Below are 24,360 nucleotides of genomic sequence, written 5' to 3'. Positions count from 1 at the left end.
CCACCTCTCCCCCGTAGGACTCCTCAGCAGATTAGTGCGGTGAGGTCGTCATGCCCCCACTACTGGAGCAGATCCCCGCGCCGCCGGAACAGTTCCCCTACCTCTGGAGCAGATCCACCTTCACGTCCGCGGGGAAGCCGGTGGTCGGGCCGACGCGGCGGGCGAACTCGGCGACGGCGGCGAGTTGGGGGCCGCCGAAGCGGAAGTCGAGGGTGGTGAAGTAGCGCTCCAGGACGTCCTCGTCGAAGGCCTCCCAGCGGGCCGCCTGCTCGGCGACCTTGCCGACCTCCTCCAGTGAGAGGTTGCGGGAGGCGAGGAAGGCCTCGTGGACCTGGCGGGTGATGGCCGGTTCGCGCTCCAGGTAGTCCCGCCGCGCCGCCCACACCGCGAAGACGAAGGGGAGCCCGGTCCACTCCTTCCACAGCGCGCCGAGGTCGTGCACCTCGAGTCCGTAGCGCGGCCCGTCGAGCAGGTTGGCCCGCAGTGCCGCGTCTCCGATGAGTACGGCGGCCTCCGCCTCCTGCATCATCAGGCTGAGGTCCGGCGGGCACGTGTAGTAGTCGGGCTGCACGCCGAAGCGTTCCGCCAGCAGCAGCTGGGCGAGGCGGACGGAGGTGCGCGAGGTCGAACCGAGGGCGACCCGGGCGCCGTCGAGCCGGTCCAGCGGGGCCTGCGAGACGATCACGCAGGACATGACCGGTCCGTCGCACCCCACGGCGATGTCGGGGAAGGCGACCAGGTCGTCCGCGTTCCTGAGGAACTCGACGAGGGTGATGGGCCCGATGTCGAGGTCTCCGCGCACCAGCCGCTCGCTGAGCTTCTCCGGGGTGTCCTTCGTCAGCTCGAAGTCGAGCAGCGTGCCCGTTCTCGCGAGCCCCCAGTACAGGGGCAGGCAGTTCAGGAACTGAATGTGGCCGACGCGCGGCCGGGTGCGAGAATTGTCCACATCGGGAGGCTAGCCCTCGTGGGGTACGGTGCCCCCTCCAGGGTGGGCCCGGGTTTCGGCCTCGTGTCGCCGGGTTGGGTCAACCTCACCCACATGGTTTCAAACATCCGGGTGAAGTGATCTTGGCCTCTATTGCTTTCGGCTGCCTGCGTGCTAGGCTCGCCGCAAGTTGCAGTTTGGTTTCCCTTGCAGTACAGAGCCTGCGGAGCATGTAACCGCGGGCTCTCGTCGTTTTCAGACGTATGCAGTTGTGCGGCACTTGCTTTCACGCTTGCAGGGTTCTGGAGCAGGGCAACCCTTTGGGCCCAAGGAGGGCTTATGGCTACCGGAACCGTGAAGTGGTTCAACGCCGAAAAGGGCTTTGGCTTCATCGCCCAAGAAGGCGGCGGCCCCGACGTCTTCGTTCACTACTCCGCGATCAACGCCGCCGGCTTCCGCTCCCTCGAGGAGAACCAGTCGGTGAGCTTCGACGTCACCCAGGGTCCGAAGGGCCCGCAGGCGGAGAACGTCACTCCCATCTGATCGCGCCGCACCGCAGTACCCAAGGAGCCCCGCGCCACCCGGCGACGGGGCTCCTGCCCTTTCCCCGCCCGCCCCGCACAGCCGCTCACACATGCTGCATGACCAACACGAACGTCGTCCCCGGCACCAGCGCCTCGTACGAGTGCGGCACATCTCCCCGGTAGGTCAGGTAGTCCCCGGGATCCAGTTCCACGGTCTCCCCGACCGGCCCCGCCTTCACCCGCCCCGCGCTCACGACCAGATGCTCCACCGTGCCCGGAATGTGCGGCTCCGATTCTCGGGCCGCGCCGGGTTCCGCCCGCAGGTGGTAGATATCGCGCCGGGCCCCCGGCGGACTGGCGGACAGCAGCGTCGCCACGAAGTTGGCCTGCTCGGAGGCGACCGTGGGCCCCTTCCCCGCCCGGATCACCCGCACCGCGGCCGTCGGCGGCTCCACCAGCGCGCTGAACGGCACCCCCAGCGCCACCCCCAGCGCCCAGATCGTCTCCATGCTCGGATTACCGCTCGCCGCCTCCAACTGCGACAGCGTGGACTTCGCGATCCCCGCCCGTTTCGCCAGCTCGGACAGCGACAGCCCGGCGCGCGTGCGCTCGCGGCGCAGGGAGGCGGCGATCCAGTCGAGGGGGAGGCGGGAGGGGGGCGTCGCATCGGACACGAGTGCACTCCGTTCGCTACACGAGCACGATCGTTCGCCTTGACGAACGGGCCATCTGCTGTCCATTGTAGAAAACATGCGTTCGGTACAGCGAACAGACCCAGACCTGATCCGTGATGTCGCGCTCGTCTGCCTCGCGAGCGGCGTCGTCGGCGTCTCCTTCGGCGCGATCGCCGTCGCCGGCGGCCTGCCCGTGTGGGTCCCGGTGGTGATGTCCCTGGTCGTGTACGCGGGCTCCGCCCAGTTCAGCGCGGTCGGCGTACTGCTCGCCGGGGGCGGCCCGTTCGCCGCGGCCGCCACCGGCCTGCTCCTCAACACCCGCACCGCCGCCTACAGCCTCGCCGTAGCAGACGTACTGGGCCGCAGCCCCCTACCCCGCTTCGTCGGCGCACACCTGGTGACCGACGAGACCGTGGCCTTCGCCCTCGCCCAGCCCGACCCGGTACGGCGACGGACCGCGTTCTGGGCATCCGGGCTCGGCCTGTTCGCCACCTGGAACGTCTCGGTGCTCGCCGGCGCCCTCGCCGGAAGCGCCCTGGGCGACACCGCCCGCTTCGGCCTGGACGCCGCCTTCCCCGCCGTACTCGTGGCCCTGGTCCTGCCCGCCCTGCGCGAGGACACGCGGGTACGGCGGGCCGCACTGCCCGGCGCGGCGGTGGCCCTGGCGGTGACACCGGTCGCGCCCGCCGGAGTGCCGGTCCTTGCCGCCCTGACCGGACTCGCCACCCTGTACCGCCGCCGAAAGGTGCCGGCATGAGCACGACGGTCGCCATGATCCTGGCGCTGGCACTGGGAACGTACGCCTTCCGCCTGGTGGGCCCCGTCCTGCACGGGCGGATCGACATCTCGCCCCGCGTCCAGGACCTGCTGTCGACGGGAGCCGTCGTCCTCCTGGTCGCCCTGCTGGCCACCGGCGCCCTCACCGAGACCGGCGGCTTCGCCGGTTGGGCACGCCCGGCCGGCGTACTCGTGGGCGGCCTGCTCGCCTGGCGCCGGGCACCGTTCGTGGTGGTGGTGCTGGGCGCGGCGGCCGCGACGGCACTCCTGCGAGCAGCAGGGGTGGCGTGATCCGGCTCCCGTGTCAGTGGCCGAGGCTAGGCTCCCCCGCCATGACCCAGACCCCCGACTTCCTGACCACGACCCGCACGTTCTACGACGCGGTGGCCGACGACTACGCCGCCCACTTCCCGGGCGATCTCGCGGGAAGACCCCTGGAGCGGGCGCTGCTCACCGCGTACGCGGACCTGGTGGGCGACACGGGCCTGGTGGCGGACCTCGGCTGCGGCCCGGGACGGATCACGGCGCACCTCGCCTCCCTCGGGCTGCCGGTGTTCGGGCTCGACCTCTCGGAGGGGATGCTGGCCGTGGCCCGGCGCGAGAACCCGGGGCTGCGGTTCGAGCAGGGCTCGATGCTGGAGCTGGACATCCCGGACGGCGAACTCGCGGGCGTGGTGTCCTGGTACTCCTCCATCCACATTCCGGTGGACCGGCTCCCCGCTCTGCTGGCTGAGTTCCACCGCGTCCTGGCGCCCGGCGGCCACCTGCTCCTGGCCTTCCAGGTGGGTGACGGGCCCCGCCACATCGACCAGCCCTGGGGCCACCCGGTGACGCTCGACTTCCAACGCCGCCGACCGGAACACATCGCGGAGTTGCTGCTGTCCGCCGGGTTCGCGCTCCGCCACCGGACGGTCCGCGAACCCGACGACACCGACACCCTGAACGAGAGCGTCCCGCAGGCCTTCCTGACGGCCCGCAAGCCCCTTTCATAAATGCGGAAGTGAACGCTCCTCCTTAATGGGCCGAATGCGAGAGGGCGCCCGCGTGAAGTCGCGCGCGGCGCCCTTTTCCGGCACAACCGGCTCATCTGATCCAGGGTCAAACAGGTGATCGCAGGAAACCGCATTTCCCGAAGGGCCTCCCCATGAGCGCGTACCGAACCGTCGCCGCCACCGCCGCCCTCGCCTTGACACTCGGCGGAGCGGTCCTCGCGGCACCCGCCGCCCAGGCCGCCCCGGCGGCCACGGCCTCCCTCGTCCACTACGACGGCGAGCTCTGGTACAAGGCGGCCCCCGGCCAGACGAACAACCTCACGGTGTCCGCCAAGGTGGTGCCGAGGACGGAGTGGGAGTCCGACTACGTCCTCACCTTCCGTGACCGCGTCGACGTCACCATCGCCACCCGCGAGTGCACCTACCCCTCGCCGTCCGACCACACCGTCGCCCAGTGCGTCGTCCCCGCCCCTCTGGGCTCCGACGACTCCGACATCTACGACGTCGACCTCGGCGACCGCGACGACACGGCCACCATCCCCGCCGACAACTCCGCGTACGCCGCGATCCACGGCGGCGCCGGCAACGATGTCATCCGAGGCAGCGGAGCGTCCGTCCTCTACGGCGAGGCCGGCAACGACCGCCTCGCCGGAGGCGGCGGCGTCTGGGGCCTCGGTTCCTTCGGCGGCCCCGGCAACGACACCCTCACCAACTGCCGCTACGAGTGCCACGGCGGCGCCGGCAACGACACCCTGACCGGCGCCGCCGACGAGATCGAGAACACCCTCTACGGCGACGACGGCAACGACACCCTCCACGGCCGCACCGGCGACGACGTCCTCTACGGCGGCAAGGGCAACGACAAGCTGTACGGCGAACAGGGCAACGACGTTCTCTACGGCAACAGTGGCAACGACGTGCTGTACGGCGGGGCCGGCCGGGACACGCTGTCCGGCGGGCCGGGGACCAACAGGGTCTACCAGGACTGAGGCTGCGTGCGTGTGGGGGAGCGCGGGTGGGCTGCGCTCCCCCACACTCCCTCAGGCCCGCCCGAACCCGATGAGCACACCGCCCTCCGCCGGGGTGAACAGCCTTCCCTGGGCGGTCGCGATGCCAGGGACGGTCCAGCCGCGCCAGTCCTCCTCGGCGATCACGTTCTCCTGCGGATGCGGTTCGGTCCACAGTCGGTACGACCACACCCGGGCACCGTCACGCTCCCTGAGCACCACCAGCTCACCGTTCCCGTCCTGGACGTACACGTGACCGCCCGCGACGAGACGGACGGTGGCCGCCTGGCGCGGGCTGCTGTAGGTCCACGCGGTCCGGTAGGTGGCCGTGCTGATGGCATTCACTTCGCCGCGGTGGGCGACGTAGACGCGTCCCGGGCCGAACGCCGGGGTGGCGTCGGCGGGGAAGGAGCGCAGGACGGCTCCCGTCCCCTGGTCGTAGGCGACGACGTTCTCGTCATCGGCGAAGCTGTTGCGCAGCCACAGGGCGCCGCCGCCGAGGGCGGCCGGGTTGCCGCCCGGCCCCGAGATGTCGGGCACCTCGAAGCGGCGCAGTTCCCGGCCCGTGGTCCGGTCCAGGAGCTGGTAGGCGTAGTTGTTGAAGCCGATCCACACCCCCACGTCGTTGACGACGACAGGGGCCCAGCCGTACTCGACGAGCGGGGCCGTCCACAGGACGTGCCCGTCGGAGGGGCGCAGCGCCACGGCCTGCCCACGCCCGTCCTGGGTGTAGAGCACACCTCCGTACCACGTCGGCGGGTACACGCTGCTGCCCGATGAGCTGAGGCTCGTCGCCCACTTCTGCTCGCCGGTCACGGGATCCCAGGCGGCCACCTTGCCGCTGAGGGTCTGCGTGTAGAGGAGACCGCCCCCATAGGTCAGGTTGGCGCTGGGCTCACGCGTCACGAACCGCTGCGGCCACAGCTCCTTGCCCGTGGCGGCATTGAGCCCCACGAGCTCCATGCGGACGTCGCCCTCGTCCTCCCGCGCCCCGTTGACGACCGCGAAGATCCGACCGCCGACGGCCACCGGCGCCGAGACGGAGGACCCCAGGTCGCGTGACCACAGCTTGCGGAACGGCGGGGCCGCGGTGGCCCCGGGGACGTAACTGTCGTTGCGCGCGTTGGCTCGGTAGCCCGTCGTCGCGTCGGTGGATGTCGTGACGGCTTCCGACGGAGCGACCTCCATGGTCAGCAGCGCCGCGGCCGCGACGAGGACACCGACGGTTCTGACCCACGCACGCCGCACTGTTCTGTTCACTCGACCCCCCACGGGAACGGAAACGGGAACGGCCGGGACCCCGGCCGCCCCTCCGCTTACCCCTGCAAGGCGAGTGAACTCGGTTCATTTCAGGCCGAGTTCGGCCAGTGGGGGGCCCGGGCGCGCAGCGGGCGAGTGGCGGCACGCCAGGGGATTGGCGGATGTGTGCCAGGGCGGGGAGGTCGAAAGACCAGGTGGGCAGGACGGGGGGTGGCACAGATCCGCCCCTCCCCCTCGCGCGACCCCTTTACCTCGCGCGACCCCTTTACTTCGCGTACAGCCCCTCCACCTGCGCCGCGAAGTCCCGCATGATCGCCTCGCGGCGCAGCTTCATCGACGGGGTCAGGTGGCCGGTGGTCTCTGTGAAGTCGACAGGGAGGACGGCGAAGCGGCGGATGGACTCGGGGCGGGAGACCAGCTTGTTGGCCTCGTCCACCGCGCGTTGCAGGACCGCGTTGAGGTCCTCGTCGCCGATGAGGAGTTCGGCCGGGACCGGGTGCTTGCCGTTCATCTGGCGCCAGTGGGTGATGCCGTCGGGGTCGAGCGTGATCAGCGCGGAGACGTAGGGGCGGCCGTCGCCCAGGACGATGCACTGGGAGATCAGGGGGTGGGAGCGCAGCCAGTTCTCCAGTGGGGCGGGGGCCACGCTCTTGCCGCCCGCCGTGATGAGCATTTCCTTCTTGCGGCCGGTGATGGTGAGGTAGCCCTCGTCGTCCAGTTCGCCGATGTCGCCCGTCGGGAGCCAGCCGTCGGGGGCCGCCGGGACGACTCCGCCTGCCGCCGGGTCCCAGTAGCCGCGCAGGACGTGGTCACCGCCGAGGAGGATCTCGCCGTCCGCCGCGATGCGGACCCGGGTCCCCGGAAGAGGCCAGCCCACCGTCCCCAGGCGCGGTTTCAGCGGAGGTGTCACCGTCGATGCCCCCGTCACCTCCGTCAGGCCGTAGCCCTCGTAGATCTCGATGCCCGCCCCGAGGTAGAACGCGGAGAGGCGGCGGCCCAGCGGCGAGCCTCCGCAGATGGCGTGGCGGACGCGGCCGCCCATGGCGTTGCGGATGCGGCGGTAGACCAGGGGGTCGTAGAAGGTGCGGGCGGCTCGCAGGGCCGTGGAGGGGCCGGAGCCGGTGCCCGTCTTGTGGGCCTCGACCGCCTCGCCGTAGCGGCGGGCGACCGACACCGCGCGGTCGAAGGAGGAGAGGCGGCCGCCGGACTCGGCGCGGGCGCGGGCGGTGTTGAAGATCTTCTCCAGCATGTACGGGATGGCCAGGAGACAGGTCGGGCGGAAGACGGCCAGGTCGGGGAGGAGATCCTCCGCCTTCAGGCTGGGGGCGTGGCCGAGCCGTACGCGCGCGCGTATGCAGGCGATCGCCACCATTCTGCCGAACACGTGGGACATCGGCAGGAACAGCAGCACCGACACCTCCTCGTTCGACCGCGCTTTGAAGATCGGGTAGAGGAGTTCGATCGCGTTGTCGATCTCGGCGAAGAAGTTGCCGTGGGTGAGGACGCAGCCCTTGGGGCGGCCGGTGGTGCCGGAGGTGTAGATGAGGGTGGCGAGGGTGTCCGGGACCAGCATGCCGCGCCGTACGGCGACTTCCTGGTCCGGCAGATGCGCGCCCGACTCCTCCAGTCGGTCCAGATGGCCCTTCTCGATGACCCACATGTGCTGGAGGTCGGGCAGCCGGTCGCGCTCGGGACCGATCGCGGCGGCCTGGCCGACGGTCTCGGTGACGAGGGCGACCGCGCCGGAGTCCTGGAGGATCCAGCGGGTCTGGAAGACGGAGGAGGTCGGGTAGACGGGGACGGTCACCAGGCCGGCGGCCCACGCGGCGAAGTCGAGGAGCGTCCACTCGTACCGTGTCCGCGCCATGACGGCGACCCGGTCGCCCGGCACCAGGCCCTCGGCGATCAGGCCCTTGGCGACCGCCTGCACCTGTGCGGCGAACTCGGCGGCCGTGACGTCCACCCAGGTGCCGTCCTGGGTCTTGCGGCTGATGACGACCGCGTCGGGGGCGGCGGCCGCGTTGTCGAAGGGCAGGTCGGCGAGCGAGCCGTGGGTGACGGGCAGGGCGAACGGGGGCATCGAGGCCTCGCGTACGACTCCGTCGAGTCGGCGGGTCTCGGGGGCGACGAGGGTGGGGGGAGCGTCGTCGTAGCTGGCGGTGGTGGAGTACGGCGTGGACACGGGGCGGCTCCCTGGGCGTGCAGCGATGAACTGCTAGCTGCAAATACGTACGTGCCCCGAGTGGCGAGGCGTTCACCGTCGGTGGCGACAGGAAGGAGTTACCGACGGTTAGGAAGGGGATCGTACGGCGCCGCTGTGGTGCGTTTGTGCGGATACGGCGGTGATCCGGGGCCAGGCCTGTGCAACCTCGAGGGTTGTGTGAGTGACCCTCACGTACACCACAAGCCGCCCTGACCTAGCCTTACCCAGGGTAACCTGACTCCGGAGCAAGCAACGGAGCCCGTGTTCGCGCCGAAGCCCTGGGGAGATCGACATGGCCGACCGCTATCTGAGCTTCACCGGCACCGCGCCCGGCCGCTTCCTGACCCGGCGGCTCGGCCTTCCGCAACCGGCACCGCTGAGGCGCTGGACGGCCGAACATCCCTCACTCGCGGCGGCAGGCCGCCGTATGAACTCCCTCGCGCAGGGCGGGCTGCCCGTCGACGTCGCCGAGACGACCGCTTGGCTCGCGCATCCGGCGTCGGGCGCGGTCAACGGACAGGTCGTACGGGTCTGCGGGCAGAGCCTGCTGGGGGCCTGATGACCCTCCTCACCCGCTCCCCCGCCCTCGCCCCGCTGCTCGCCCGCGGCGCCCTCCTGTCCCCCTTCAAGCAGCCTCGCCCGGACGCCGACTTCCCGCGTGCGCCGCTCGTCCTGCCCGGCGTGCGCGTCGACCTCGCGCGCCTGGCCGCCTATGAGCGGGTGTGCGGCTTCGCCACCGGCGAGGACGCCCTGCCGATCACCTATCCGCACGTCCTCGGCTTCCCGCTGGCGATGAGCCTGATGAGCGGCCGGGACTTCCCGCTCCCGGTGCTCGGCCTGGTCCACACGTCGATCGACATCACCCGGCACACCCCGCTCGCGGCGACGGCCTCGTACGACCTCACCGTCCACGTGGCGGGGCTGGCGCCGCACCGGCGCGGCACGGAGGCCGCAGTCGTCACCGAGCTGCGGGCCGGGGCGGACGTGGCGTGGGAGTCGCGGAGCACGTATCTGGCACGGCACCGCACGGACGGGCCTGCCGCCGCCGACGTCCCGGCCAAGGAGTGGAAGCGGCTTCCGCGCCTCGCCGAGTGGCGGCTGGGCGCCGACGTCGGGCGGCGCTACGGGGCCGCGTCCGGCGACCGCAATCCCATCCACCTGTACCCGCTCACCGCCCGCCTCTTCGGCTTCCCCCGGGCCATCGCCCACGGCATGTGGACCGTCGCCCGCTGCCTCGCCGCCCACGGCACCCCGCGGGCCGCCCGGGTGCGGGCGGAGTTCCGGGCGCCGGTGCTGCTGCCGGGGACGGTGGAGTACGCGGCGGGCGGAGGGCGGTTCGAGCTGAGGGGCGGGGAGAAGGTGCACGTGGCCGGGATTGTTCAGCCGCTGGCGTGAGCGGCCGGCTGCTCCGGTGCCGACGGGGGTGTCCACGGCCGCCCCGCCATGAGGCTGCCCAGGCCCGCCCACGCGAAGTTCATCAGGGTCGTCGCCGTCTGCCGGGCCGTGACGCCCTCCGTGGTGTTGGCCCAGGCGGCGAGCGACTCGGCGGCGCCCACCAGGGCCTCGGCGAGACCGGCGACCTCGCGCTCCTGCAGGTCGGGGTCGATGGGGGTCTCCCCGCTCGAGCGAAGCCGAGAGTGGGGGCGTGCGTCCCGGGCCGCGATCGCGATCAGCTGGGTGACGAACGCGACGATCTCCTCGCGCATCGCGGCGACCTCGGCGGCGAACGGCTCGCCGTGGGTGCGGGCCTGGAGGTGCAGTACCGACCAGGCGTCCGGGTGGTGCGCGGTGTGCGTGAAGAACGCCAGCAGGCCGTCCCAGAGCTGACGGTCGGCGGGCAGCTCGGGGTGCACACCGGCCCGGACCGCCTCGGTGAGGGCCTTCGCCTCGCGCCGTATGCAGGCCGTGAAGAGGTCTTCCTTGGAGTTCAGGTACAGGTACACCAACGGCTTGGACACGCCCGCGAGTTCGGCGATGTCGTCCATCGAGGCGGCCATGTACCCGCGCTGCCCGAAGGTCCGTACGGCGGCGTCCAGCATCTGCTGCTCACGGACGGCACGCGGCATCCGCTTGCTCTTCACGGCACCCATGGGCGAAGCCTAGTTGGGGCCGCGGCGGGTGAACCCCTACGAGGCGTGGCCCTGCGCCTGGCCCTGGGCGCGCGCACTGTCGTCGGCCACGTCCTCCTGGCTGCGGTTCGCCTCCAGGTTCGCCTTGACGCGGTCCACCTTCTGCACGACCTGGATCGACGCGCGGTCCCGCTCCTTGCGCAGCACCACGAAGCTGATCGGGGCGGAGAGCACCAGCGACAGCAGGATGACCCACATGCCGTTGGACTGGCCGAGGCCGCGCGGGACGACACCGGAGTAGACGAGGCCCCAGACGACCACGAAGCAGCCCACGAAAATCCCGAGGCGCATCAGCGTGTAGCGGAGCATCTCAATCCACTCTTCCGTTTCTGGCACAAAGGGGCACCGTTCAGTGAAGCACGGCGGAGTTCGGATCTTGCAGGGGGGTACGAGGCTCAGCTCAGCGGCAGCAGCATGATGACGTCGTCCCGGTCGTCGTCGGGAGCGACACGGATCGCGCCGGGGATGCGGCCGACCTCCTTGTATCCGCAGGAGGCGTAGAAGCGCTCCAGGCCGAGTCCGCCCCGGCAGGTGAGGCGTATCGCCTCGATGCCGTCGAGGGCGCGGGCCGCGTCCGCGGCGGCGGCCAGCAGGTCGCGGCCGTGCCCCTTGCCCTGGTGCCGCGGGTGCACCATCACCGTGTACAGCCACAGCCAGTGGGTCATCAGCCGGTGCGTGTTGAAGGTCAGGAACGCCGTCGCGGCCACCTGCCCCCGCTCGTCGTACCCGACGAGGAGCCGGGCCCGCCCCTCGCTCATCGCCGCGAAGTGCTTCACCAGCTCCGGGCGTATCTCCTCCCGCGTGACCGGCGGTACGAATCCGACGGCCCCGTCGGCGTTGCTGACGTCGACCCACAGGTCGAGCAGGCCGTCCCGTAGGGCGGGGGTGACGGATGGGTCCAGAGTGAAGGTAAGGGGCATTCGGGCATGCTATCCCTTACGGGGGCTACGAAAGCGCCTGTGCCGCCACTTTCAGGTCCGACACCAGCCCCCGGTACGCCGCCTCCCGGTCGTCCGCCCGCAGCACCGACGACGGGTGCACCGTCGGCACCAGCCGCTCCGGCCGACCGTGGATCTCCTCCTCCAGCACCGTCCCCCGCACCTGCGTGACCCGGAACGACGAACCCAGCAGCGCCTTCCCCGCCGTCGCCCCGAGCACCACGATCAGCTCCGGCTCCACGACGGCCAGCTCGGCGGCGAGCCATGGACCGCAGGCGGTCATCTCACGCAGGTTGGGTGCCTTGTGGATGCGGCGCTTGCGGGGTTCGGCCCGGGTGAACTTGAAGTGCTTCACGGCGTTGGTCACGTATGCCTCGCCGGGTTCGATGCCGGCCTCTGCCAGCGCCCGGTCGAGCAGTTTCCCCGCCGGGCCGACGAACGGCTCGCCCTGCCGGTCCTCCTGGTCGCCGGGCTGTTCGCCTACGAGCATCACGCGGGCGGTCGTGTTTCCCGCGCCGAAGACCGTCTGTGTGGCGTCGCGGTGCAGGGGGCAGCCCCTGCACTCCGCCGCTGCTCGGCGGAGGGCGGGAAGATCGGCGCCGTCGGGGACGAAGGGCTCGGCGGTGTAAGCGTCCTCAGGGGTTCTGGTGGTCGCCATGGGGGCCGAGTACCCGTCGTGGGGACTCGGACCCATGTCGTCCGCGGGCGTGCGGGGGCTGGTCGCGCAGTTCCCCGCGCCCCTTGGGGCGGTCCACTGGGGTCTTTCGTTCGGATCAGGCCGGACCCCGCGAGCCCGGCATGATCCGAACGAGAGGCCCTAGGTCACACCCGCATCGGCTGCGGGGACTCCCGGCGCGCCGGGTCCGGGCCCTCGTACTCCCTGATGATCTCGTACCGCGTGTTGCGCTCCACCGGGCGGAAGCCCGCGTCCCTGATGAGATCCAGCAGGTCCTCGCGGGTCAGCTTGTTCGGGGTGCCGTAGTTGTCGGCGTCGTGGGTGATCTTGTACTCGACCACCGAGCCGTCCATGTCGTCGGCGCCGTGCTGAAGGGCGAGCTGGGCGGTCTGGACGCCGTGCATGACCCAGAAGACCTTGACGTGCGGGACGTTGTCGAAGAGCAGGCGGGAGACCGCGAAGGTCTTCAGGGCCTCAGCGCCGGTGGCCATCTGGGTGCGGGCCTGGAGGCGGTTGCGTACCTTGCCGTCCTTCATGTCGACGAAGTCGTGCTGGTAGCGCAGCGGGATGAAGACCTGGAAGCCGCCGGTCTCGTCCTGGAGCTCACGCAGGCGCAGGACGTGGTCGACGCGGTGGCGGGGCTCCTCGATGTGGCCGTACAGCATGGTGCTCGGGGTCTTCAGACCCTTCTCGTGCGCCAGCCGGTGGATGCGCGACCAGTCCTCCCAGTGGGTGCGGTGGTCGACGATGTGCTGGCGGACCTCCCAGTCGAAGATCTCCGCGCCACCGCCGGTCAGCGACTCCAGACCCGCGTCGATCAGCTCGTCGAGGATCTCGGAGGCGGAGAGCCCCGAGATCGTCTCGAAGTGGTGGATCTCCGTGGCCGTGAACGCCTTCAGGGAGACGTCCGGGAGGGCGGCCTTCAGCTCCCGCAGCGAGCGCGGGTAGTAGCGCCACGGGAGGTTCGGGTGGAGGCCGTTGACGATGTGCAGCTCGGTGAGGTTCTCCGACTCCATCGCCTTGGCGAGCTTGACGGCCTCCTCGATGCGCATCGTGTACGCGTCCTTCTCGCCCGGCTTGCGCTGGAACGAGCAGTAGGCGCAGGAGGCCGTGCACACGTTCGTCATGTTGAGGTGGCGGTTGACGTTGAAGTGGACGACGTCGCCGTTCTTCCGCGTCCGCACCTCGTGCGCGAGGCCGCCGAGCCACGCCAGGTCGTCCGACTCGTACAGCGCGATGCCGTCCTCGCGGGACAGCCGCTCACCGGAGCGGACCTTCTCCTCCAGCTCGCGCTTGAGCCCGACGTCCATGGTCATCCCTCTCCTAGACAGACTCCGTAAACCGTACTCCCCACCCTTCGGGCAGGCGGCGCCCCCATACGGCGCTTCGCGCCTACACCTCTTCGGGAAGTTCCCCGACCCGGTTCTCCCACTTGGTGGAGAGCACGATGGTGGTACGAGTCCGGGAGACACCCTTGGTGCCGCTGAGCCGCCGAATGATCTTCTCCAGACCGTCGACATCGGTCGCCCGCACCTTGAGCATGAACGAGTCGTCGCCGGCGATGAACCAGCAGTCCTCGATCTCGCTCAGGTCCTTCAGCCGGGCGGCCACGTCCTCGTGGTCGGCGGCGTCGGAGAGTGAGATGCCGATCAGGGCGATGACGCCGAGGCCCAGCGAGGCGGCGTTCACGGTGGCGCGGTAGCCGGTGATGACACCGGCCGCCTCCAGCCGGTTGATGCGGTCGGTGACGCTGGGTCCCGACAGGCCGACAAGGCGCCCCAGCTCCGCGTAGGAGGCCCGGCCGTTCTCCCTCAGGGCCTGGATGAGCTGCCTGTCCACCGCGTCCATGCGATCGAAGCCTTCCACTGAAAGTTCTTGGGTGATGAGGGGTGGTGATGAGAGGTACTGCGACTTACTCAGATGGCGCTCACGCCGGACGGGTTGCGTTGCCGCCGCCCAGTTCGCCCGTCCAGCGGCGGTACAGCCCGTGCGGGACGCCCGCCGCGTCGAGGACCCGGCCGGCGACGAAGTCCACCAGGTCCTGGATGTGGGTGGCGCCCGCGTAGAAGGCGGGCGAGGCCGGCACGACGCTCGCGCCCGCGTCGTCCAGTGTCACCAGGTGCCGGAGGGTCTGCCCGTTCAGCGGCGTCTCGCGCACGGCCACCACCAGCGGGCGCCGCTCCTTGAGGGTCACACTCGCGGCGCGTTGCAGCAGGTCCTTGGAGAGGCCCAACGCGACTCCGGCGACGCATGCCGTCGAGGCGGGCACGATCAGCATGCCCTTCACCGGGTACGACCCGGAGGACGGTCCCGCGGCCAGGTCCCCGGCGTTCCAGTGCCATACGCGGTCGATGCCCACCTGGAAGGTCCCGGGTTTCCCGTCGGCGCCCCGCGCCAGCCATTCGCGCAGGTCGTCCTGCCAGTGGGCGTCCCGGAAGGAGATGCCCGTCTCGTCCAGCATCGTCAGCCGGGAGGCCCGGCTGACGACAAGGTCGACGCTCTCGCCCGCGTCCAGAAGCGCACGCAGCACGGCGGCGGCGTATGGCGTCCCAGACGCTCCGGACACCCCCACGATCCAAGGCACACGCTGCGTTTCTCCTGCGTTCACACCTTGAGCGTACCGGTGGGGCGGACCGCCTTCAGGACGGGGCGGACGTCTCGGGGTCGACGGGAAGGCGGCCGGTGTCGACGGTGAGGCGCCCGATCTTGGCCTCCACGGTGATCTTGCCCCCGTACGCCAGCGTGTCCCGTCCGAGGTAGCCGTCGGGGCCCGGGTTCCAGAGCGTGACGAGGTGTCCGCGCTGAGGGTCGAAGATCAAGTAGTTCGGGATGCCCCGGGCCGCGTACTGCTTGTTCTTGACCTCGTAGTCGTTGCGGACACTGCTCGGGGAGACGACCTCGATGGCGAGCTCGATGAGATCGGGCGCGTAGGACGTCAGATTGCGGTTCTTCTCGGCCGCGGGGATGAGCGCGAGATCGGGGCAGAACTCGAAGTCGTCGCTGAACGGGATCGCGACATCGCTGATGAAGGCCCACTCCGGGCCCAGTTGGGCTTCGAGCTGGGTCCACAACCTCATGATGGTCTCGTTGTGGAACGGCCTGAGCGGACTCATCACGATGTTGCCCTCGACGATCTCCATCCGGTATCCGCGGAACATGTCCTCGTACCGGGCGAGCTGCGAGTGCAGGCGGTCGCTGTCCGAGATGGTCACGTCGGCCTCCCTCTCTCTGCACTCGATGGTAGGCCGCACCGTAGTCAGACGGTCAGACCCCGAACCAGAAGATCAAGCAGCGCGCACACGAACAGGGCAATGCCGATGAAGCCGTTGACGCTGAAGAACGCGCGGTTGACGCGGGAGAGGTCGTGGGGGCGGACGATGGAGTGCTCGTAGACGAACGCGCTGGCGACGATCAGCAGGCCCAGCCAGAAGAAGCCGCCCGCGTCGGTGGCGAGGGCGTACCAGACGAACAGGGCCGTCGTCACGGCGTGGCAGACGCGCGCTCCCCAGACGGCCGCCGGGATGCCGAAGCGGGCCGGGACCGACATGACGCCGATCTCGCGGTCGGTCTCGACGTCCTGGCAGGCGTAGATGAGGTCGAAGCCGCCGATCCAGACGCCGACCGCGAGGCCGAGGATCACCGCGTCCCAGGACCACTCGCCGGAAATCGCCAGCCAGCCGCCCACCGGGCCCATCGCCTGGGCCAGGCCCAGGATGGCCTGAGGGAAGTTCGTGAACCTCTTGCCGTAGGGGTAGACCACCATCGGGATCACCGCGATGGGGGCGAGCGCCAGGCAGAGCGGGTTCAGCAGGGCGGCCGCGCCGAGGAAGAACACGAGCGCGACCAGCGCGCCGGTCCAGGCGTGCTTCACCGTCACCGCGCCGGTGACCAGTTCACGCTGGGCCGTGCGCGGGTTGCGGGCGTCGATCTCGCGGTCGATGATCCGGTTCGCCGCCATCGCGAAGGTCCGCAGCCCCACCATCGCGACCGTCACCAGCAGCAGCCGGCCCCAGTGGATGTTCCTGTCCCACTGGAACATCGCGGTGAGCGCGGCGATGTAGGCGAAGGGCAGCGCGAAGACGGAGTGTTCGATCATCACCAGGCGCAGGAACGCCTTGGTGCGTCCCGGTTGCGGGAGAGCGGCTGACGCGCTGCTCACAGCCCGTACTCCTTCCACCGGCGGTCGACCTTCGCCGCCGTCTCCGGGTCCGACTCCACCATGTCCGGCCACCCCCCGTCCCGCGTGTAGCCCTCCTCGGGCCACTTCCTCGTCGCGTCGATGCCCGCCTTGCCGCCCCAGAACTGCTGGTAGGAGGCGTGGTCGAGGTGGTCGACGGGGCCCTCGACGACCGTGAGGTCGCGGGCGTAGTCGGTGTTGCCGAGGGCGCGCCAGGCGACCTCGTGGAGGTCGTGGACGTCGCAGTCGGAGTCGACGACCACGATCAGCTTGGTCAGGGACATCATGTGGGCGCCCCAGATCGCGTGCATCGTCTTCTGGGCGTGCTTGGGGTACTTCTTGTCGATCGAGACGATCGCGCAGTTGTGGAAGCCGCCGGACTCGGGCAGGTGGTAGTCCACGATGTCCGGCACGATGATCTTCAGCAGGGGGAGGAAGAAGCGCTCGGTCGCGCGTCCGAGGGGTCCGTCCTCCGTCGGGGGCCGGCCGACGACGATCGACTGGAGCAGCGGCCGCTTCCGCATCGTCACGCAGTCGATGGTCAGCGCCGGGAACGGTTCCTGCGGGGTGTAGAAGCCGGTGTGGTCGCCGAAGGGGCCCTCGGGCAGCATCTCGCCGGGCTCCAGCCAGCCCTCGATGACGACCTCCGCCTGCGCCGGCACCTGGAGCGGGACGGTCTTGCAGTCGACCATCTCGATCCGCTTGCCGGCGATGAACCCGGCGAAGAGGTACTCGTCGATGTCGCCGGGGAGCGGTGCGGTGGAGGCGTAGGTGACGGCGGGCGGGCAGCCGAAGGCGATGGCGACCGGGAGGCGCTCGCCCCGGCGGGCCGCGACCTGGTAGTGGTTGCGGCTGTCCTTGTGGATCTGCCAGTGCATGCCGATGGTGCGCTTGTCGTGGCGCTGGAGGCGGTACAGGCCGAGGTTGCGGATCCCGCTCTCCGGGTCCTTGGTGTGGGTCAGGCCCAGGTTGAAGAAGGAGCCGCCGTCCTTGGGCCAGGTGAACAGGGCGGGGAGCCGGTCGAGGTCGACGTCGTCGCCGCGCAGGACGACCTCCTGCACGGGCGCGTCCCCGGCCTTCACCTTCTTCGGCGGTACGTGGGTCATCGCGCCGAGCTTGCCGAACGCCTCGCGCACGCCGACGAACCCGTGCGGCAGCTCGGGACGCAGCAGGCCGCCGATCTTCTCGGAGATCTCGCCGTACGACTTCAGGCCCAGCGCCTTGAGCAGGCGGCGGTCGGTGCCGAAGACGTTCATCGCGAGGGGCATGTCGGAGCCCTTCACGTTCTCGAAGAGCAGCGCGGGACCGCCGGACTTCTGCACCCGGTCGACGATCTCCCCGACCTCCAGATACGGATCGACCTCGGCCTTGACGCGCTTGAGGTCGCCTTCGCGTTCCAGTGCCCTGAGCAGGGAACGAAGATCGTCGTAAGCCATGGGAACAAGTATCGGCCACCCGCTACCCTGACCCCGTCACCGGGGCCGGTCAGTGCCCCCGTCACCGCCTCCTGGGGGAACGCCCACCATGCTCCGGTATCTGCCCTTCCTGCTGGTCCTGGCGCTGTGGATCTACGCCTTCATCGACTGCCTGAACACCCCCGAGGAGCAGGTGCGGGGGTTGCCGAAGGTGGTCTGGGTGATCATCATCCTGCTCTTCGGCGAGGTGCTCGTCGGTCCGATCGCGTGGCTCGTCGCGGGCAAGGTCCGTACGGCCCCGGCGGGCGGCTCCACGCCCTCCGAGTGGCACCGCAACCACCGCGCCCAGTTCGTCGCGCCCGACGACAATCCGGAGTTCCTGAAGTCCCTCAAGGAAGAGGCCGCCTCTTCTCAAGACGTGAAGGACGAGTCGCTCCTGAAGGACTGGGAGGCCGACCTGCGCCGCCGCGAGGAGGAGCTGCGCCGCAAGGAGAGCGGCGAGGACCCGAAGGACAGCTGACACCTCCACGTCGCCCGCGAGCGCTCGGCAAGTCGGCCCGAATGGGCGGGAGATGATACATCGGACACGCTGCGCGACCGGAGAAGGACTGTTTCCCCGAGGAAGTTGCACAACTTTTTTCAGTCTACTGAACGGTAACAACTCCCTTCATTCGCAAGGGAGTTACTCGAACACCTCCTTCACATGCAAGGCCCGGGCACGAGGGCGCACACGAATGTCGACTCATCTATTCGAACATCGACCGCGCCCCCGCACAGCGACGCCTCCGGCCTTTCACAGCAGCCCAGTTGACCCACATGAGTGATAGGAGTTCCGGCCCCGACACCCGGTAGTCTCCTCCCTAGCTCTTCTCTGTGCCGGTGCCCGTGGGTGCCGATCGGGTTCATCAGGCCCGGCCACCTACAGAGAGGAGCAGGTCCGTGGCTAGCTCTGACCAGCCAAGCGACCGGGACGACGCCGTCCCCCCAGAACCGCGGGACCCGGACCCACCGGTCCCGGACACCGCGGAGCGGGACAGCGCCGCTTCCCCGCGCGGCATCCCGGAGCCGGACTGCGGTAACGCGCCGCGCAGCAATCGGGCACGCGTGGTCGGAGAGTGCCTTTACTGGCTCGTCCGGCTGATGCTCGACCTGTACGACAACGGCGGATGAGGTTGGGACCTCATCCGCCGTCAGTTACCGAATAGCCGGTACGTGGGCCCGTGCTCAGGTTCCCGCCAGGACACGGGCTCACGGTCGGTTCGGCAAGTCGTCGCGGAGCGGCGCACTCCGAGGGCAGCCCACTGTAGATCCCCCGAGAAAGCCACCCCCGTAAGCGGACTTATCCTCGCGCGTGCGCCGGACTTTTGTAACCCGAAGTGGTCCTGAACGGTACCGTGGCACGGGGATTGACCTACCAAAAGCGACCAACTCACCCCCCGGGATGAATTCGGCTACGCGAACGGGGGCCTGAACGGTACCGCGACGCTGGCAGCGGTAGTTGAACATATGACGAGAGGAGTCGGCGTCAGTGGCTCGTGGCACGGCGAACTTCGACGGTGAGGCCCTGCGCACCGCACGCCTGACCCGCCCGGTCGACGGCCGGCTCCTCAGCGCCGAAGCCGTCGCGAGACGCCTCGGCACCTCCAAGAGCCGCGTCCTCGCCTACGAGAACAACACCTCCAAGCCGGACCCCAAGCGCATCGCGCAGATCAGCGCCCTGTTCGACATCCCGGCCCGGGAACTGCGCACCAAGCGCGCCCTCGCCGACATCCACGGCCTGCGCTGCCAGAGCGGCCTGACCGCGGCCGAGGCGGCCTCCCTGGTCGGCATCAGCCGCAGCGGCTACGCCAACATCGAACGGCACGCCCTGCTGCCCGTACGGGACGACGGCACGGTCCGGATGAACCTCGCCCGCGCCTTCGGCGTGAGCCCCGCCGTCATCGACCGCGCGCTGTGGCGCCACCCCGCGGCGGTCACCCGCCAGGTCGAACTGGCCGAACGGCTGCGGGTCGTCTTCGAGCGGGCTCACCACAAGCACAGCCCGGCCGTGATCGACGTGGAGGACCCCCTCCTGCAGCAGATCGCCCCGCTCCTGCAACGCCCCGCGAAGGTCGCCTGCCGCCTGGTGAACGCGGAACTCGACGCCTACCGTGAGCTGTTGCGCGACCACGCGCGCGTGAAGGTCGACGAGGACTTCGCGCAGACCGCCTCCGCCGCCACCCGCGCCCGCAACCGCCGCACCCACCTGGAGACCCTGATCGAGGGCGCGGCCCCGGCCGCCGCGAAGAACCTCAGCAGGTTCCTGTCGGAGGCGATGAACGTCCGGCAGTGGCGCCTGATGGTCGCGCTGGCCAACGCCGGGCTCGGCGGCATCGCCTACGCCAGCACCTCGCGCTACGCCTCAGAGGAGGATTTCACGGTCCTCCAGATCCGCCAGTACGCCACCGTCCTGCTGCGCGGCGACCAGACGTACGCCATTCCCACCGAGAACGGCCTGATCACGGTCCGCAACAACTACGCCCGCTACGGCCGCCTGTATCCGCGGGTGCCGGCTCCCAGCCTGAGCCACTACTGGGAGCAGCGCCAGCGCCCGACGATCCTCATGCAGCGGCCGGGACGGTCGGTCCGGGAGAGCGGCTGACCCGCGGGTCTCACTCCTCCGGGTTCGCTTCCAGCCAGGTCAGGAGCATGTCGTCGAGGAGGGACTCCAGGCTCCGGCGCGACGCCTGGGCGTTGATCTCCAGTTGGACCGCCGACCAGCAGGTGAGGCTCATGATCAGAACGCGCAGGCCGTCCGTGCCGTACCGCTTCAGGATGTCATCCGCGCACTCCAGGGCCTCCTGCGCGACGCGTTCCTCCGGGTAGGTGCCGGCCGCCCTGCGCAACAGCTCGATGGAGAGGCGGGAGATCTCCGGGGCGATGGCCGCCAGCCGCTGGTCCTCTTCTTTGTCCACGCGATTCACCGTAGGAGACGGGGTGGATCCTGTAAGGCGTCCGCCGGAAATCCCCCTCTCCGGACGACGCGGAGCGCAGAGTGAGCGTATGGATCAGTCACAGGCACGCGCCTGGCTCGCCATCGCCGTCGAGGAGGCCCGCAGGGGCCTGGCCGAGGGCGGCATTCCGATCGGCGGCGCGCTCTACGGCGCCGACGGCACCGTGCTGGGCCGCGGCCACAACCGCCGCGTCCAGGACGACGACCCCTCCATGCACGCGGAGACGGCCGCCTTCCGCGCGGCGGGGCGGCAGCGGTCGTACCGGGGTACGACGATGGTGACGACCCTCTCGCCGTGCTGGTACTGCAGCGGCCTGGTCCGCCAGTTCGGGATTTCCCGGGTGGTGATCGGCGAGGCGGTCACCTTCCACGGCGGGCACGACTGGCTGGCGGAGCACGGCGTGGAGATCGTGCTGCTCGACGACCCGGAGTGCGTCGCGATGATGCGCGGCTTCATCGACAGGAACCCGGCTCTTTGGAATGAGGACATCGGTGAGTGAGCCCACGAGCACCCGTATCCCGACCATCGATCTGCGGCCCTGGCTGGGCGGGGAGCCAAAGACCCGGGCGTGGATCGCCCGGACCGTCGACGAGGCCCTGCAGACCGCCGGGTTCCTGCTGGTCACCGGGCATGGTGTGGACCCCGCGCTGCGCGCCGCGATCCGGGCGGCGGCCCGGAACTTCTTCACCCTGCCGTCCTCGGTCAAGGAGACCTACGCGGCGCAGGTCGGCGGCCGCGGCTGGCTCGGGCCCGGCGCGGAGGCCAACGGCTACTCCGAGGGGACCGAGACCCCGCCGGACCTCAAGGAGTCCCTCACCTTCGCCACGCACGAGCCCTTCGACGACCCGGTCGTCAACGCCGAGTGGTACGCACCGAACGTGTGGCCGGCCGAGGTACCCGAACTGCAGGTGCTCTGCGAGGAGTACCTCACGCGCATGGGAGAGCTGGAGAACCACCTCCTCGCCCTGCTCGGGGAGGCCCTCGGGCGGGAACCCGACTTCTTCACCCGGCACATGGATCACCCCACATACGGCTTCAACATCAACTGGTACCCCGGCGCGGACGTCATCGGCGAACCCCAGCCGGGCCAGTTCCGCATCGGCCCCCACACCGACTTCGGCACCGTGACGATCCTCGACCGGCAGGTCGGCAAGGGCGGGTTGCAGGTCTACACGGACGACGGCGGCTGGGAGGACGCGCCCCACGACCCGGAGGCGTTCACCATCAATGTCGGGGACCTGATGGCCCGTTGGACGGGTGACCGGTGGCGCTCCGGGCGTCACCGTGTCCTGCCCCCGCCGGCCGACGCGCCCACCGAGGAGCTGATGTCGCTGGTCTACTTCGGCGAGTGCACCCCGGGCACGCTCGTCGAGTCGGTTCCGGCGCCGGTGGGGCGGGTGGCGTATCCGCCGGTCGACTCGCACGTCTACCTGCGGGAGAAGCTGGATTCGATCACGATCGGCTGAGTCCCGCCGTGAACGCCGCCCAGGCGGTACGGCTGACGACCCTCCCGGCCAGCGCCTCCTGCGTGAGCATCGCGGCCTCGCGGAAGCGCTTCAGGACCCCACCGAACACGGCGGCCGTGGTGACCCCCGTTCCCGCCCCCGTCCCACCCCCGGCATTGCGTCGGCTCACCGTGAGTACCGGGACAACGTGGACCTGTACGCGACGCTCCGCCCGATCGGCGGTGGGAGGGAGTGGCAGGCCGACCCGGCGCTGATCCGTGCAGCGACGCAGGATGAACGACTGAGCGCGGGCGTGGAGGCGCTCAACGATCGTTACCGTGCTGCTTTGGTGACACCGGGTCCACTGGGCGACGACATGACGCGCCCACCTCTACCTGTGCCCGGGTGCACGACCTGCGCGGAAATCGACGCCCTGAGCGACAAGGCCTGTGCCGCGTTCAACCCCAGCGCGGTGACCGACGCGCATGTACTGCTGCGCCGGGACCACGGCGGCAGCACCCCGGCGGGGCGCCGCGTCTTCCGGCACGTGCCGTACTCGATCGTGCAGGACACCTCGGCCCGACCGGAGTACGAGGCACGCTGCGTGACCGGGGACGAGGCCGACTGCGGCGCCACGTCCGGGCCTCGCCACGATCCGGCGGAGGTCGAGGAGTGGCAGCGCCAGCACACTCAGAAGACCCGGCACACCCGCTACCGCCGCACTTTTGCGGACTACGCGGTGCTGGAGCGCCTTTGACAGGGGCGAGTTCAGAGTGTGGTGACGGGAGACTGAACGGGCGCCGTGGCCGACGCTTCGCGCGTGTGCCAGCTGTCCGATTTGATCTTGGTGATGGCCCAGTACTTGGCCGGGTAGACCACGAAGAACATCATCAGTGTGTACAGCGGCACCAGCAGAGGCGTGGTCAGTCGCTCGGTGAGGCTGAGACCAGGGCGCAGAATGGCGTAGAAAAGCGTTTCGGCGAGGAGGAACGCACCCGCAGTGGCGAAGGCGTGAGGCAGGAATGCGGCTGTTCCGCTGCGCCAGACGTTGACGGCCAGGCCTATGTAGAGGATGGGCAGCAGGGCTTCGGTGCACACCTCGATGAGTCGAGTGACCAGGGACGAGGTGGGCAGGTTGGTCAGTTCCCAGGGGATGAATCGCCAGCCTGACTTGCCCCAGCGCAGGCGCTGTCGATACGTGCCCTTGATGGTGTCGGGCATGTCGGTGGTGACGTAGGCGTGGGGGACGGAGACGACGCGACCACGCATGAGGGCGTAGTCGCACAGTTGCCTGTCGTCACCGTCCTTTCCGGAGGCCAGGTAGTGCTGAAGGTTGTCGCAGAGGACCCCTGCCCGATACAGGGACAGGGCACCGGATGTGGGGTTGACGACGCCGAAGGCGGAGCGCAGACCTCGGCTCAGAACGCAGAAGATGAACAGATTGAGATCCGACAGGCGGGCCAGCAGGCTGGCATGCCGGTTGCGCACCAGGACCGTGCCGGTGCATGCCTGGATGCGGGGGTCGTTCATGACGCGCATCATCTGCCAGACGGCGTCCTTGCGAACCTCGGAGTCCGAGTCGACAGTCAGGATGTAATCGAACGTCTGGCCGCGGCTGCGCATGTGGCGGATTGCTGCGGCCTGCGCGGAGCGCTTGCCGCCGTTGGGCTGGCGGTGCCAAGTGACCAGGGGATGCTCGAACGGGATCACGGGCACGGCGGATCCGTCGTCCACGACGTGGATGGCGGTCACCGGGCGGCTCTGGTTGATCAGCGACCACACCGTCGCATAGAGGCCTTCGAGGTTCTCCTCGTTGTAGGACGGGATGATCGCGACGACCGTCCCGGGGGCGGACCGCTCATACTGGCTCCGAGCCGGGAGCGCGGCCAGCAGCATGTACAGAAGCACGGATCCGGTGAGCAGAACGTAGTAGATCCCCAGGAACAGCCCGGAGACGTGATTGATGGAGTGGGCAGCGGCGGCCCATGCGGCCACCGCTCCCATCACCATCACGGCGGCCACGGTCTGCAGCCACTGGTGTGATGTCTTAGCCGGCATACCGGTTCTTCCTGGTGGCCACGCGGTAGGTGAGGCCGCCCACGACGATCAGTGCGACGACGAGCGCCGCGACGAGGCTGAGGGATGCGGAGATCCCGAGAACGGTGAAACCGACGCCGGTCTGAGCCAGTGTTCCCTTGCCATACATGAAGGGGTGTCCTTCCTGG

At 69.8% G+C, this 24,360-nt stretch carries 30 protein-coding genes and 1 pseudogene; 13 read left to right on the top strand and 18 right to left on the bottom strand.

Going from position 1 to position 24,360, the window contains the following annotated elements; translation table 11 throughout:
• Positions 1 to 97: 97 nt before the first annotated feature.
• On the bottom strand, positions 98 to 946 hold the full coding sequence (locus AC067M_RS36685) for a menaquinone biosynthetic enzyme MqnA/MqnD family protein (protein ID WP_478701345.1): 849 nt from the start codon (positions 944 to 946) through the stop codon (positions 98 to 100).
• A gap of 318 nt (positions 947 to 1,264) precedes the next feature.
• Here AC067M_RS36685 and AC067M_RS36680 point away from each other — a divergent pair, with 318 nt between their 5' ends.
• Entirely contained in the window at positions 1,265 to 1,468 is a 204-nt protein-coding gene (locus AC067M_RS36680; RefSeq protein ID WP_037674453.1) for a cold-shock protein, read from the top strand.
• A gap of 85 nt (positions 1,469 to 1,553) precedes the next feature.
• On the opposite strand, the gene AC067M_RS36675 is transcribed toward AC067M_RS36680, so the two are convergent.
• Entirely contained in the window at positions 1,554 to 2,123 is a 570-nt protein-coding gene (locus AC067M_RS36675; RefSeq protein WP_478701344.1) for a helix-turn-helix domain-containing protein, read from the bottom strand.
• A 76-nt stretch (positions 2,124 to 2,199) separates the two neighbouring features.
• Between AC067M_RS36675 and AC067M_RS36670 the strand changes: the two genes are divergently transcribed.
• From AC067M_RS36670 to AC067M_RS36655, 4 genes are all read left to right on the top strand, one after another.
• The gene (locus AC067M_RS36670; protein WP_478701343.1) at positions 2,200 to 2,880 is read left to right on the top strand and encodes an AzlC family ABC transporter permease; all 681 of its coding nucleotides are present in this window, start codon (positions 2,200 to 2,202) and stop codon (positions 2,878 to 2,880) included.
• Positions 2,877 to 3,191: an AzlD domain-containing protein gene (locus AC067M_RS36665; protein ID WP_478701342.1), complete on the top strand. Its 315-nt coding sequence runs from the start codon at positions 2,877 to 2,879 to the stop codon at positions 3,189 to 3,191. The genes AC067M_RS36670 and AC067M_RS36665 overlap by 4 nt, the downstream gene beginning before the upstream one ends.
• A 41-nt stretch (positions 3,192 to 3,232) precedes the next feature.
• Entirely contained in the window at positions 3,233 to 3,892 is a 660-nt protein-coding gene (locus AC067M_RS36660) for a class I SAM-dependent DNA methyltransferase (protein WP_478701341.1), read from the top strand.
• 152 nt (positions 3,893 to 4,044) lie between these two features.
• On the top strand, positions 4,045 to 4,881 hold the full coding sequence (locus tag AC067M_RS36655) for a calcium-binding protein (RefSeq protein WP_478701340.1): 837 nt from the start codon (positions 4,045 to 4,047) through the stop codon (positions 4,879 to 4,881).
• 51 nt (positions 4,882 to 4,932) lie between these two features.
• Here the strand turns inward: AC067M_RS36655 and AC067M_RS36650 are convergent, their stop codons facing one another.
• Entirely contained in the window at positions 4,933 to 6,159 is a 1,227-nt protein-coding gene (locus AC067M_RS36650; RefSeq protein WP_478701339.1) for an outer membrane protein assembly factor BamB family protein, read from the bottom strand.
• Between the two features lie 265 nt (positions 6,160 to 6,424).
• Positions 6,425 to 8,341, bottom strand: coding sequence for an AMP-dependent synthetase/ligase (locus AC067M_RS36645; RefSeq protein ID WP_478701338.1), 1,917 nt, complete (start codon positions 8,339 to 8,341; stop codon positions 6,425 to 6,427).
• Positions 8,342 to 8,777: 436 nt separating this feature from the next.
• On the opposite strand from AC067M_RS36645, the pseudogene AC067M_RS36640 reads away from it, so the two are divergent.
• Both AC067M_RS36640 and AC067M_RS36635 read left to right on the top strand, forming a co-directional pair.
• Positions 8,778 to 8,921, top strand: a pseudogene (locus AC067M_RS36640) (3-oxoacyl-ACP reductase); the annotation flags it as partial.
• Positions 8,921 to 9,757: a MaoC family dehydratase gene (locus AC067M_RS36635; protein WP_478701337.1), complete on the top strand. Its 837-nt coding sequence runs from the start codon at positions 8,921 to 8,923 to the stop codon at positions 9,755 to 9,757. The pseudogene AC067M_RS36640 and the gene AC067M_RS36635, both read left to right, overlap by 1 nt.
• On the opposite strand, the gene AC067M_RS36630 is transcribed toward AC067M_RS36635, so the two are convergent.
• The 10 genes from AC067M_RS36630 to AC067M_RS36585 all read right to left on the bottom strand — a co-directional run bounded on the left by AC067M_RS36630 (position 9,742) and on the right by AC067M_RS36585 (position 17,718).
• The gene (locus AC067M_RS36630; RefSeq protein ID WP_478701336.1) at positions 9,742 to 10,452 is read right to left on the bottom strand and encodes a TetR/AcrR family transcriptional regulator; all 711 of its coding nucleotides are present in this window, start codon (positions 10,450 to 10,452) and stop codon (positions 9,742 to 9,744) included. The two genes, AC067M_RS36635 and AC067M_RS36630, sit on opposite strands and share 16 nt — an antisense overlap.
• A 36-nt stretch (positions 10,453 to 10,488) precedes the next feature.
• Positions 10,489 to 10,800 carry a DUF4229 domain-containing protein gene (locus AC067M_RS36625; RefSeq protein ID WP_478701335.1) on the bottom strand — a complete coding sequence of 104 codons (312 nt, stop codon included), beginning with the start codon at positions 10,798 to 10,800 and terminating at the stop codon, positions 10,489 to 10,491.
• A gap of 86 nt (positions 10,801 to 10,886) precedes the next feature.
• The gene (locus tag AC067M_RS36620) at positions 10,887 to 11,411 is read right to left on the bottom strand and encodes an N-acetyltransferase family protein (protein ID WP_478701334.1); all 525 of its coding nucleotides are present in this window, start codon (positions 11,409 to 11,411) and stop codon (positions 10,887 to 10,889) included.
• A 25-nt stretch (positions 11,412 to 11,436) separates the two neighbouring features.
• On the bottom strand, positions 11,437 to 12,087 hold the full coding sequence (locus AC067M_RS36615) for a UdgX family uracil-DNA binding protein (RefSeq protein WP_478701333.1): 651 nt from the start codon (positions 12,085 to 12,087) through the stop codon (positions 11,437 to 11,439).
• Between the two features lie 164 nt (positions 12,088 to 12,251).
• Positions 12,252 to 13,415, bottom strand: a complete 1,164-nt coding sequence (mqnE, locus tag AC067M_RS36610; protein WP_478701396.1) for an aminofutalosine synthase MqnE — start codon at positions 13,413 to 13,415, stop codon at positions 12,252 to 12,254.
• 82 nt (positions 13,416 to 13,497) lie between these two features.
• Entirely contained in the window at positions 13,498 to 13,953 is a 456-nt protein-coding gene (locus tag AC067M_RS36605; RefSeq protein ID WP_133933125.1) for an Lrp/AsnC family transcriptional regulator, read from the bottom strand.
• Positions 13,954 to 14,032: 79 nt separating this feature from the next.
• Positions 14,033 to 14,689 carry a UbiX family flavin prenyltransferase gene (locus AC067M_RS36600; RefSeq protein ID WP_478701395.1) on the bottom strand — a complete coding sequence of 219 codons (657 nt, stop codon included), beginning with the start codon at positions 14,687 to 14,689 and terminating at the stop codon, positions 14,033 to 14,035.
• Between the two features lie 55 nt (positions 14,690 to 14,744).
• Entirely contained in the window at positions 14,745 to 15,317 is a 573-nt protein-coding gene (locus AC067M_RS36595) for a Uma2 family endonuclease (RefSeq protein WP_478701332.1), read from the bottom strand.
• Between the two features lie 44 nt (positions 15,318 to 15,361).
• On the bottom strand, positions 15,362 to 16,264 hold the full coding sequence (mqnP, locus tag AC067M_RS36590; RefSeq protein ID WP_478701331.1) for a menaquinone biosynthesis prenyltransferase MqnP: 903 nt from the start codon (positions 16,262 to 16,264) through the stop codon (positions 15,362 to 15,364).
• Positions 16,261 to 17,718, bottom strand: coding sequence for a menaquinone biosynthesis decarboxylase (locus tag AC067M_RS36585; protein ID WP_478701330.1), 1,458 nt, complete (start codon positions 17,716 to 17,718; stop codon positions 16,261 to 16,263). The genes mqnP and AC067M_RS36585 overlap by 4 nt, the downstream gene beginning before the upstream one ends.
• 88 nt (positions 17,719 to 17,806) lie before the next feature.
• Between AC067M_RS36585 and AC067M_RS36580 the strand changes: the two genes are divergently transcribed.
• The 3 genes from AC067M_RS36580 to AC067M_RS36570 all read left to right on the top strand — a co-directional run bounded on the left by AC067M_RS36580 (position 17,807) and on the right by AC067M_RS36570 (position 20,338).
• Complete coding sequence (locus AC067M_RS36580; RefSeq protein ID WP_478701329.1) at positions 17,807 to 18,217, top strand: PLD nuclease N-terminal domain-containing protein; 411 nt, start codon at positions 17,807 to 17,809, stop codon at positions 18,215 to 18,217.
• Between the two features lie 419 nt (positions 18,218 to 18,636).
• On the top strand, positions 18,637 to 18,867 hold the full coding sequence (locus AC067M_RS36575) for a hypothetical protein (protein ID WP_478701328.1): 231 nt from the start codon (positions 18,637 to 18,639) through the stop codon (positions 18,865 to 18,867).
• Between the two features lie 358 nt (positions 18,868 to 19,225).
• Positions 19,226 to 20,338: a helix-turn-helix transcriptional regulator gene (locus AC067M_RS36570; protein WP_478701327.1), complete on the top strand. Its 1,113-nt coding sequence runs from the start codon at positions 19,226 to 19,228 to the stop codon at positions 20,336 to 20,338.
• Positions 20,339 to 20,348: 10 nt separating this feature from the next.
• Here the strand turns inward: AC067M_RS36570 and AC067M_RS36565 are convergent, their stop codons facing one another.
• Complete coding sequence (locus AC067M_RS36565) at positions 20,349 to 20,651, bottom strand: hypothetical protein (protein WP_478701326.1); 303 nt, start codon at positions 20,649 to 20,651, stop codon at positions 20,349 to 20,351.
• 88 nt (positions 20,652 to 20,739) lie between these two features.
• On the opposite strand from AC067M_RS36565, the gene AC067M_RS36560 reads away from it, so the two are divergent.
• A complete protein-coding gene (locus tag AC067M_RS36560; protein WP_478701325.1) occupies positions 20,740 to 21,189 on the top strand; it encodes a nucleoside deaminase in 450 nt (149 codons plus the stop codon).
• Positions 21,170 to 22,156: an isopenicillin N synthase family dioxygenase gene (locus AC067M_RS36555; RefSeq protein WP_478701324.1), complete on the top strand. Its 987-nt coding sequence runs from the start codon at positions 21,170 to 21,172 to the stop codon at positions 22,154 to 22,156. The genes AC067M_RS36560 and AC067M_RS36555 overlap by 20 nt, the downstream gene beginning before the upstream one ends.
• Here the strand turns inward: AC067M_RS36555 and AC067M_RS36550 are convergent.
• On the bottom strand, positions 22,143 to 22,325 hold the full coding sequence (locus tag AC067M_RS36550) for a hypothetical protein (RefSeq protein ID WP_478701323.1): 183 nt from the start codon (positions 22,323 to 22,325) through the stop codon (positions 22,143 to 22,145). The two genes, AC067M_RS36555 and AC067M_RS36550, sit on opposite strands and share 14 nt — an antisense overlap.
• Positions 22,326 to 22,511: 186 nt before the next feature.
• Here AC067M_RS36550 and AC067M_RS36545 point away from each other — a divergent pair, with 186 nt between their 5' ends.
• Positions 22,512 to 22,892, top strand: a complete 381-nt coding sequence (locus AC067M_RS36545) for a DUF7848 domain-containing protein (protein WP_478701322.1) — start codon at positions 22,512 to 22,514, stop codon at positions 22,890 to 22,892.
• Between the two features lie 11 nt (positions 22,893 to 22,903).
• Here AC067M_RS36545 and AC067M_RS36540 read toward each other — a convergent pair whose 3' ends face one another.
• Entirely contained in the window at positions 22,904 to 24,193 is a 1,290-nt protein-coding gene (locus tag AC067M_RS36540) for a glycosyltransferase family 2 protein (protein WP_478701321.1), read from the bottom strand.
• Positions 24,183 to 24,341, bottom strand: a complete 159-nt coding sequence (locus AC067M_RS36535; protein WP_478701320.1) for a hypothetical protein — start codon at positions 24,339 to 24,341, stop codon at positions 24,183 to 24,185. Before AC067M_RS36535 ends, AC067M_RS36540 begins: the two co-directional genes overlap by 11 nt.
• Positions 24,342 to 24,360 lie beyond the last annotated feature (19 nt).

Source organism: Streptomyces sp. NPDC043427 (genome assembly GCF_056436655.1).
Note: the sequence above shows the minus strand (reverse complement) of the source record. Positions and strands in the feature narration are given on the sequence as shown.

Coding starts and splice junctions, on each gene's coding strand:
- AC067M_RS36680 (WP_037674453.1), top strand. CDS start 1,265: ATGGCTACCGGAACCGTGAAGTGGTTCAACGCCGAAAAGGGCTTTGGC.
- AC067M_RS36670 (WP_478701343.1), top strand. CDS start 2,200: ATGCGTTCGGTACAGCGAACAGACCCAGACCTGATCCGTGATGTCGCG.
- AC067M_RS36665 (WP_478701342.1), top strand. CDS start 2,877: ATGAGCACGACGGTCGCCATGATCCTGGCGCTGGCACTGGGAACGTAC.
- AC067M_RS36660 (WP_478701341.1), top strand. CDS start 3,233: ATGACCCAGACCCCCGACTTCCTGACCACGACCCGCACGTTCTACGAC.
- AC067M_RS36655 (WP_478701340.1), top strand. CDS start 4,045: ATGAGCGCGTACCGAACCGTCGCCGCCACCGCCGCCCTCGCCTTGACA.
- AC067M_RS36635 (WP_478701337.1), top strand. CDS start 8,921: ATGACCCTCCTCACCCGCTCCCCCGCCCTCGCCCCGCTGCTCGCCCGC.
- AC067M_RS36630 (WP_478701336.1), bottom strand. CDS start 10,452: ATGGGTGCCGTGAAGAGCAAGCGGATGCCGCGTGCCGTCCGTGAGCAG.
- AC067M_RS36625 (WP_478701335.1), bottom strand. CDS start 10,800: ATGCTCCGCTACACGCTGATGCGCCTCGGGATTTTCGTGGGCTGCTTC.
- AC067M_RS36620 (WP_478701334.1), bottom strand. CDS start 11,411: ATGCCCCTTACCTTCACTCTGGACCCATCCGTCACCCCCGCCCTACGG.
- AC067M_RS36615 (WP_478701333.1), bottom strand. CDS start 12,087: ATGGCGACCACCAGAACCCCTGAGGACGCTTACACCGCCGAGCCCTTC.
- mqnE (WP_478701396.1), bottom strand. CDS start 13,415: ATGGACGTCGGGCTCAAGCGCGAGCTGGAGGAGAAGGTCCGCTCCGGT.
- AC067M_RS36605 (WP_133933125.1), bottom strand. CDS start 13,953: ATGGACGCGGTGGACAGGCAGCTCATCCAGGCCCTGAGGGAGAACGGC.
- AC067M_RS36585 (WP_478701330.1), bottom strand. CDS start 17,718: ATGGCTTACGACGATCTTCGTTCCCTGCTCAGGGCACTGGAACGCGAA.
- AC067M_RS36580 (WP_478701329.1), top strand. CDS start 17,807: ATGCTCCGGTATCTGCCCTTCCTGCTGGTCCTGGCGCTGTGGATCTAC.
- AC067M_RS36560 (WP_478701325.1), top strand. CDS start 20,740: ATGGATCAGTCACAGGCACGCGCCTGGCTCGCCATCGCCGTCGAGGAG.
- AC067M_RS36555 (WP_478701324.1), top strand. CDS start 21,170: ATGAGGACATCGGTGAGTGAGCCCACGAGCACCCGTATCCCGACCATC.
- AC067M_RS36545 (WP_478701322.1), top strand. CDS start 22,512: ATGACGCGCCCACCTCTACCTGTGCCCGGGTGCACGACCTGCGCGGAA.
- AC067M_RS36540 (WP_478701321.1), bottom strand. CDS start 24,193: ATGCCGGCTAAGACATCACACCAGTGGCTGCAGACCGTGGCCGCCGTG.
- AC067M_RS36535 (WP_478701320.1), bottom strand. CDS start 24,341: ATGTATGGCAAGGGAACACTGGCTCAGACCGGCGTCGGTTTCACCGTT.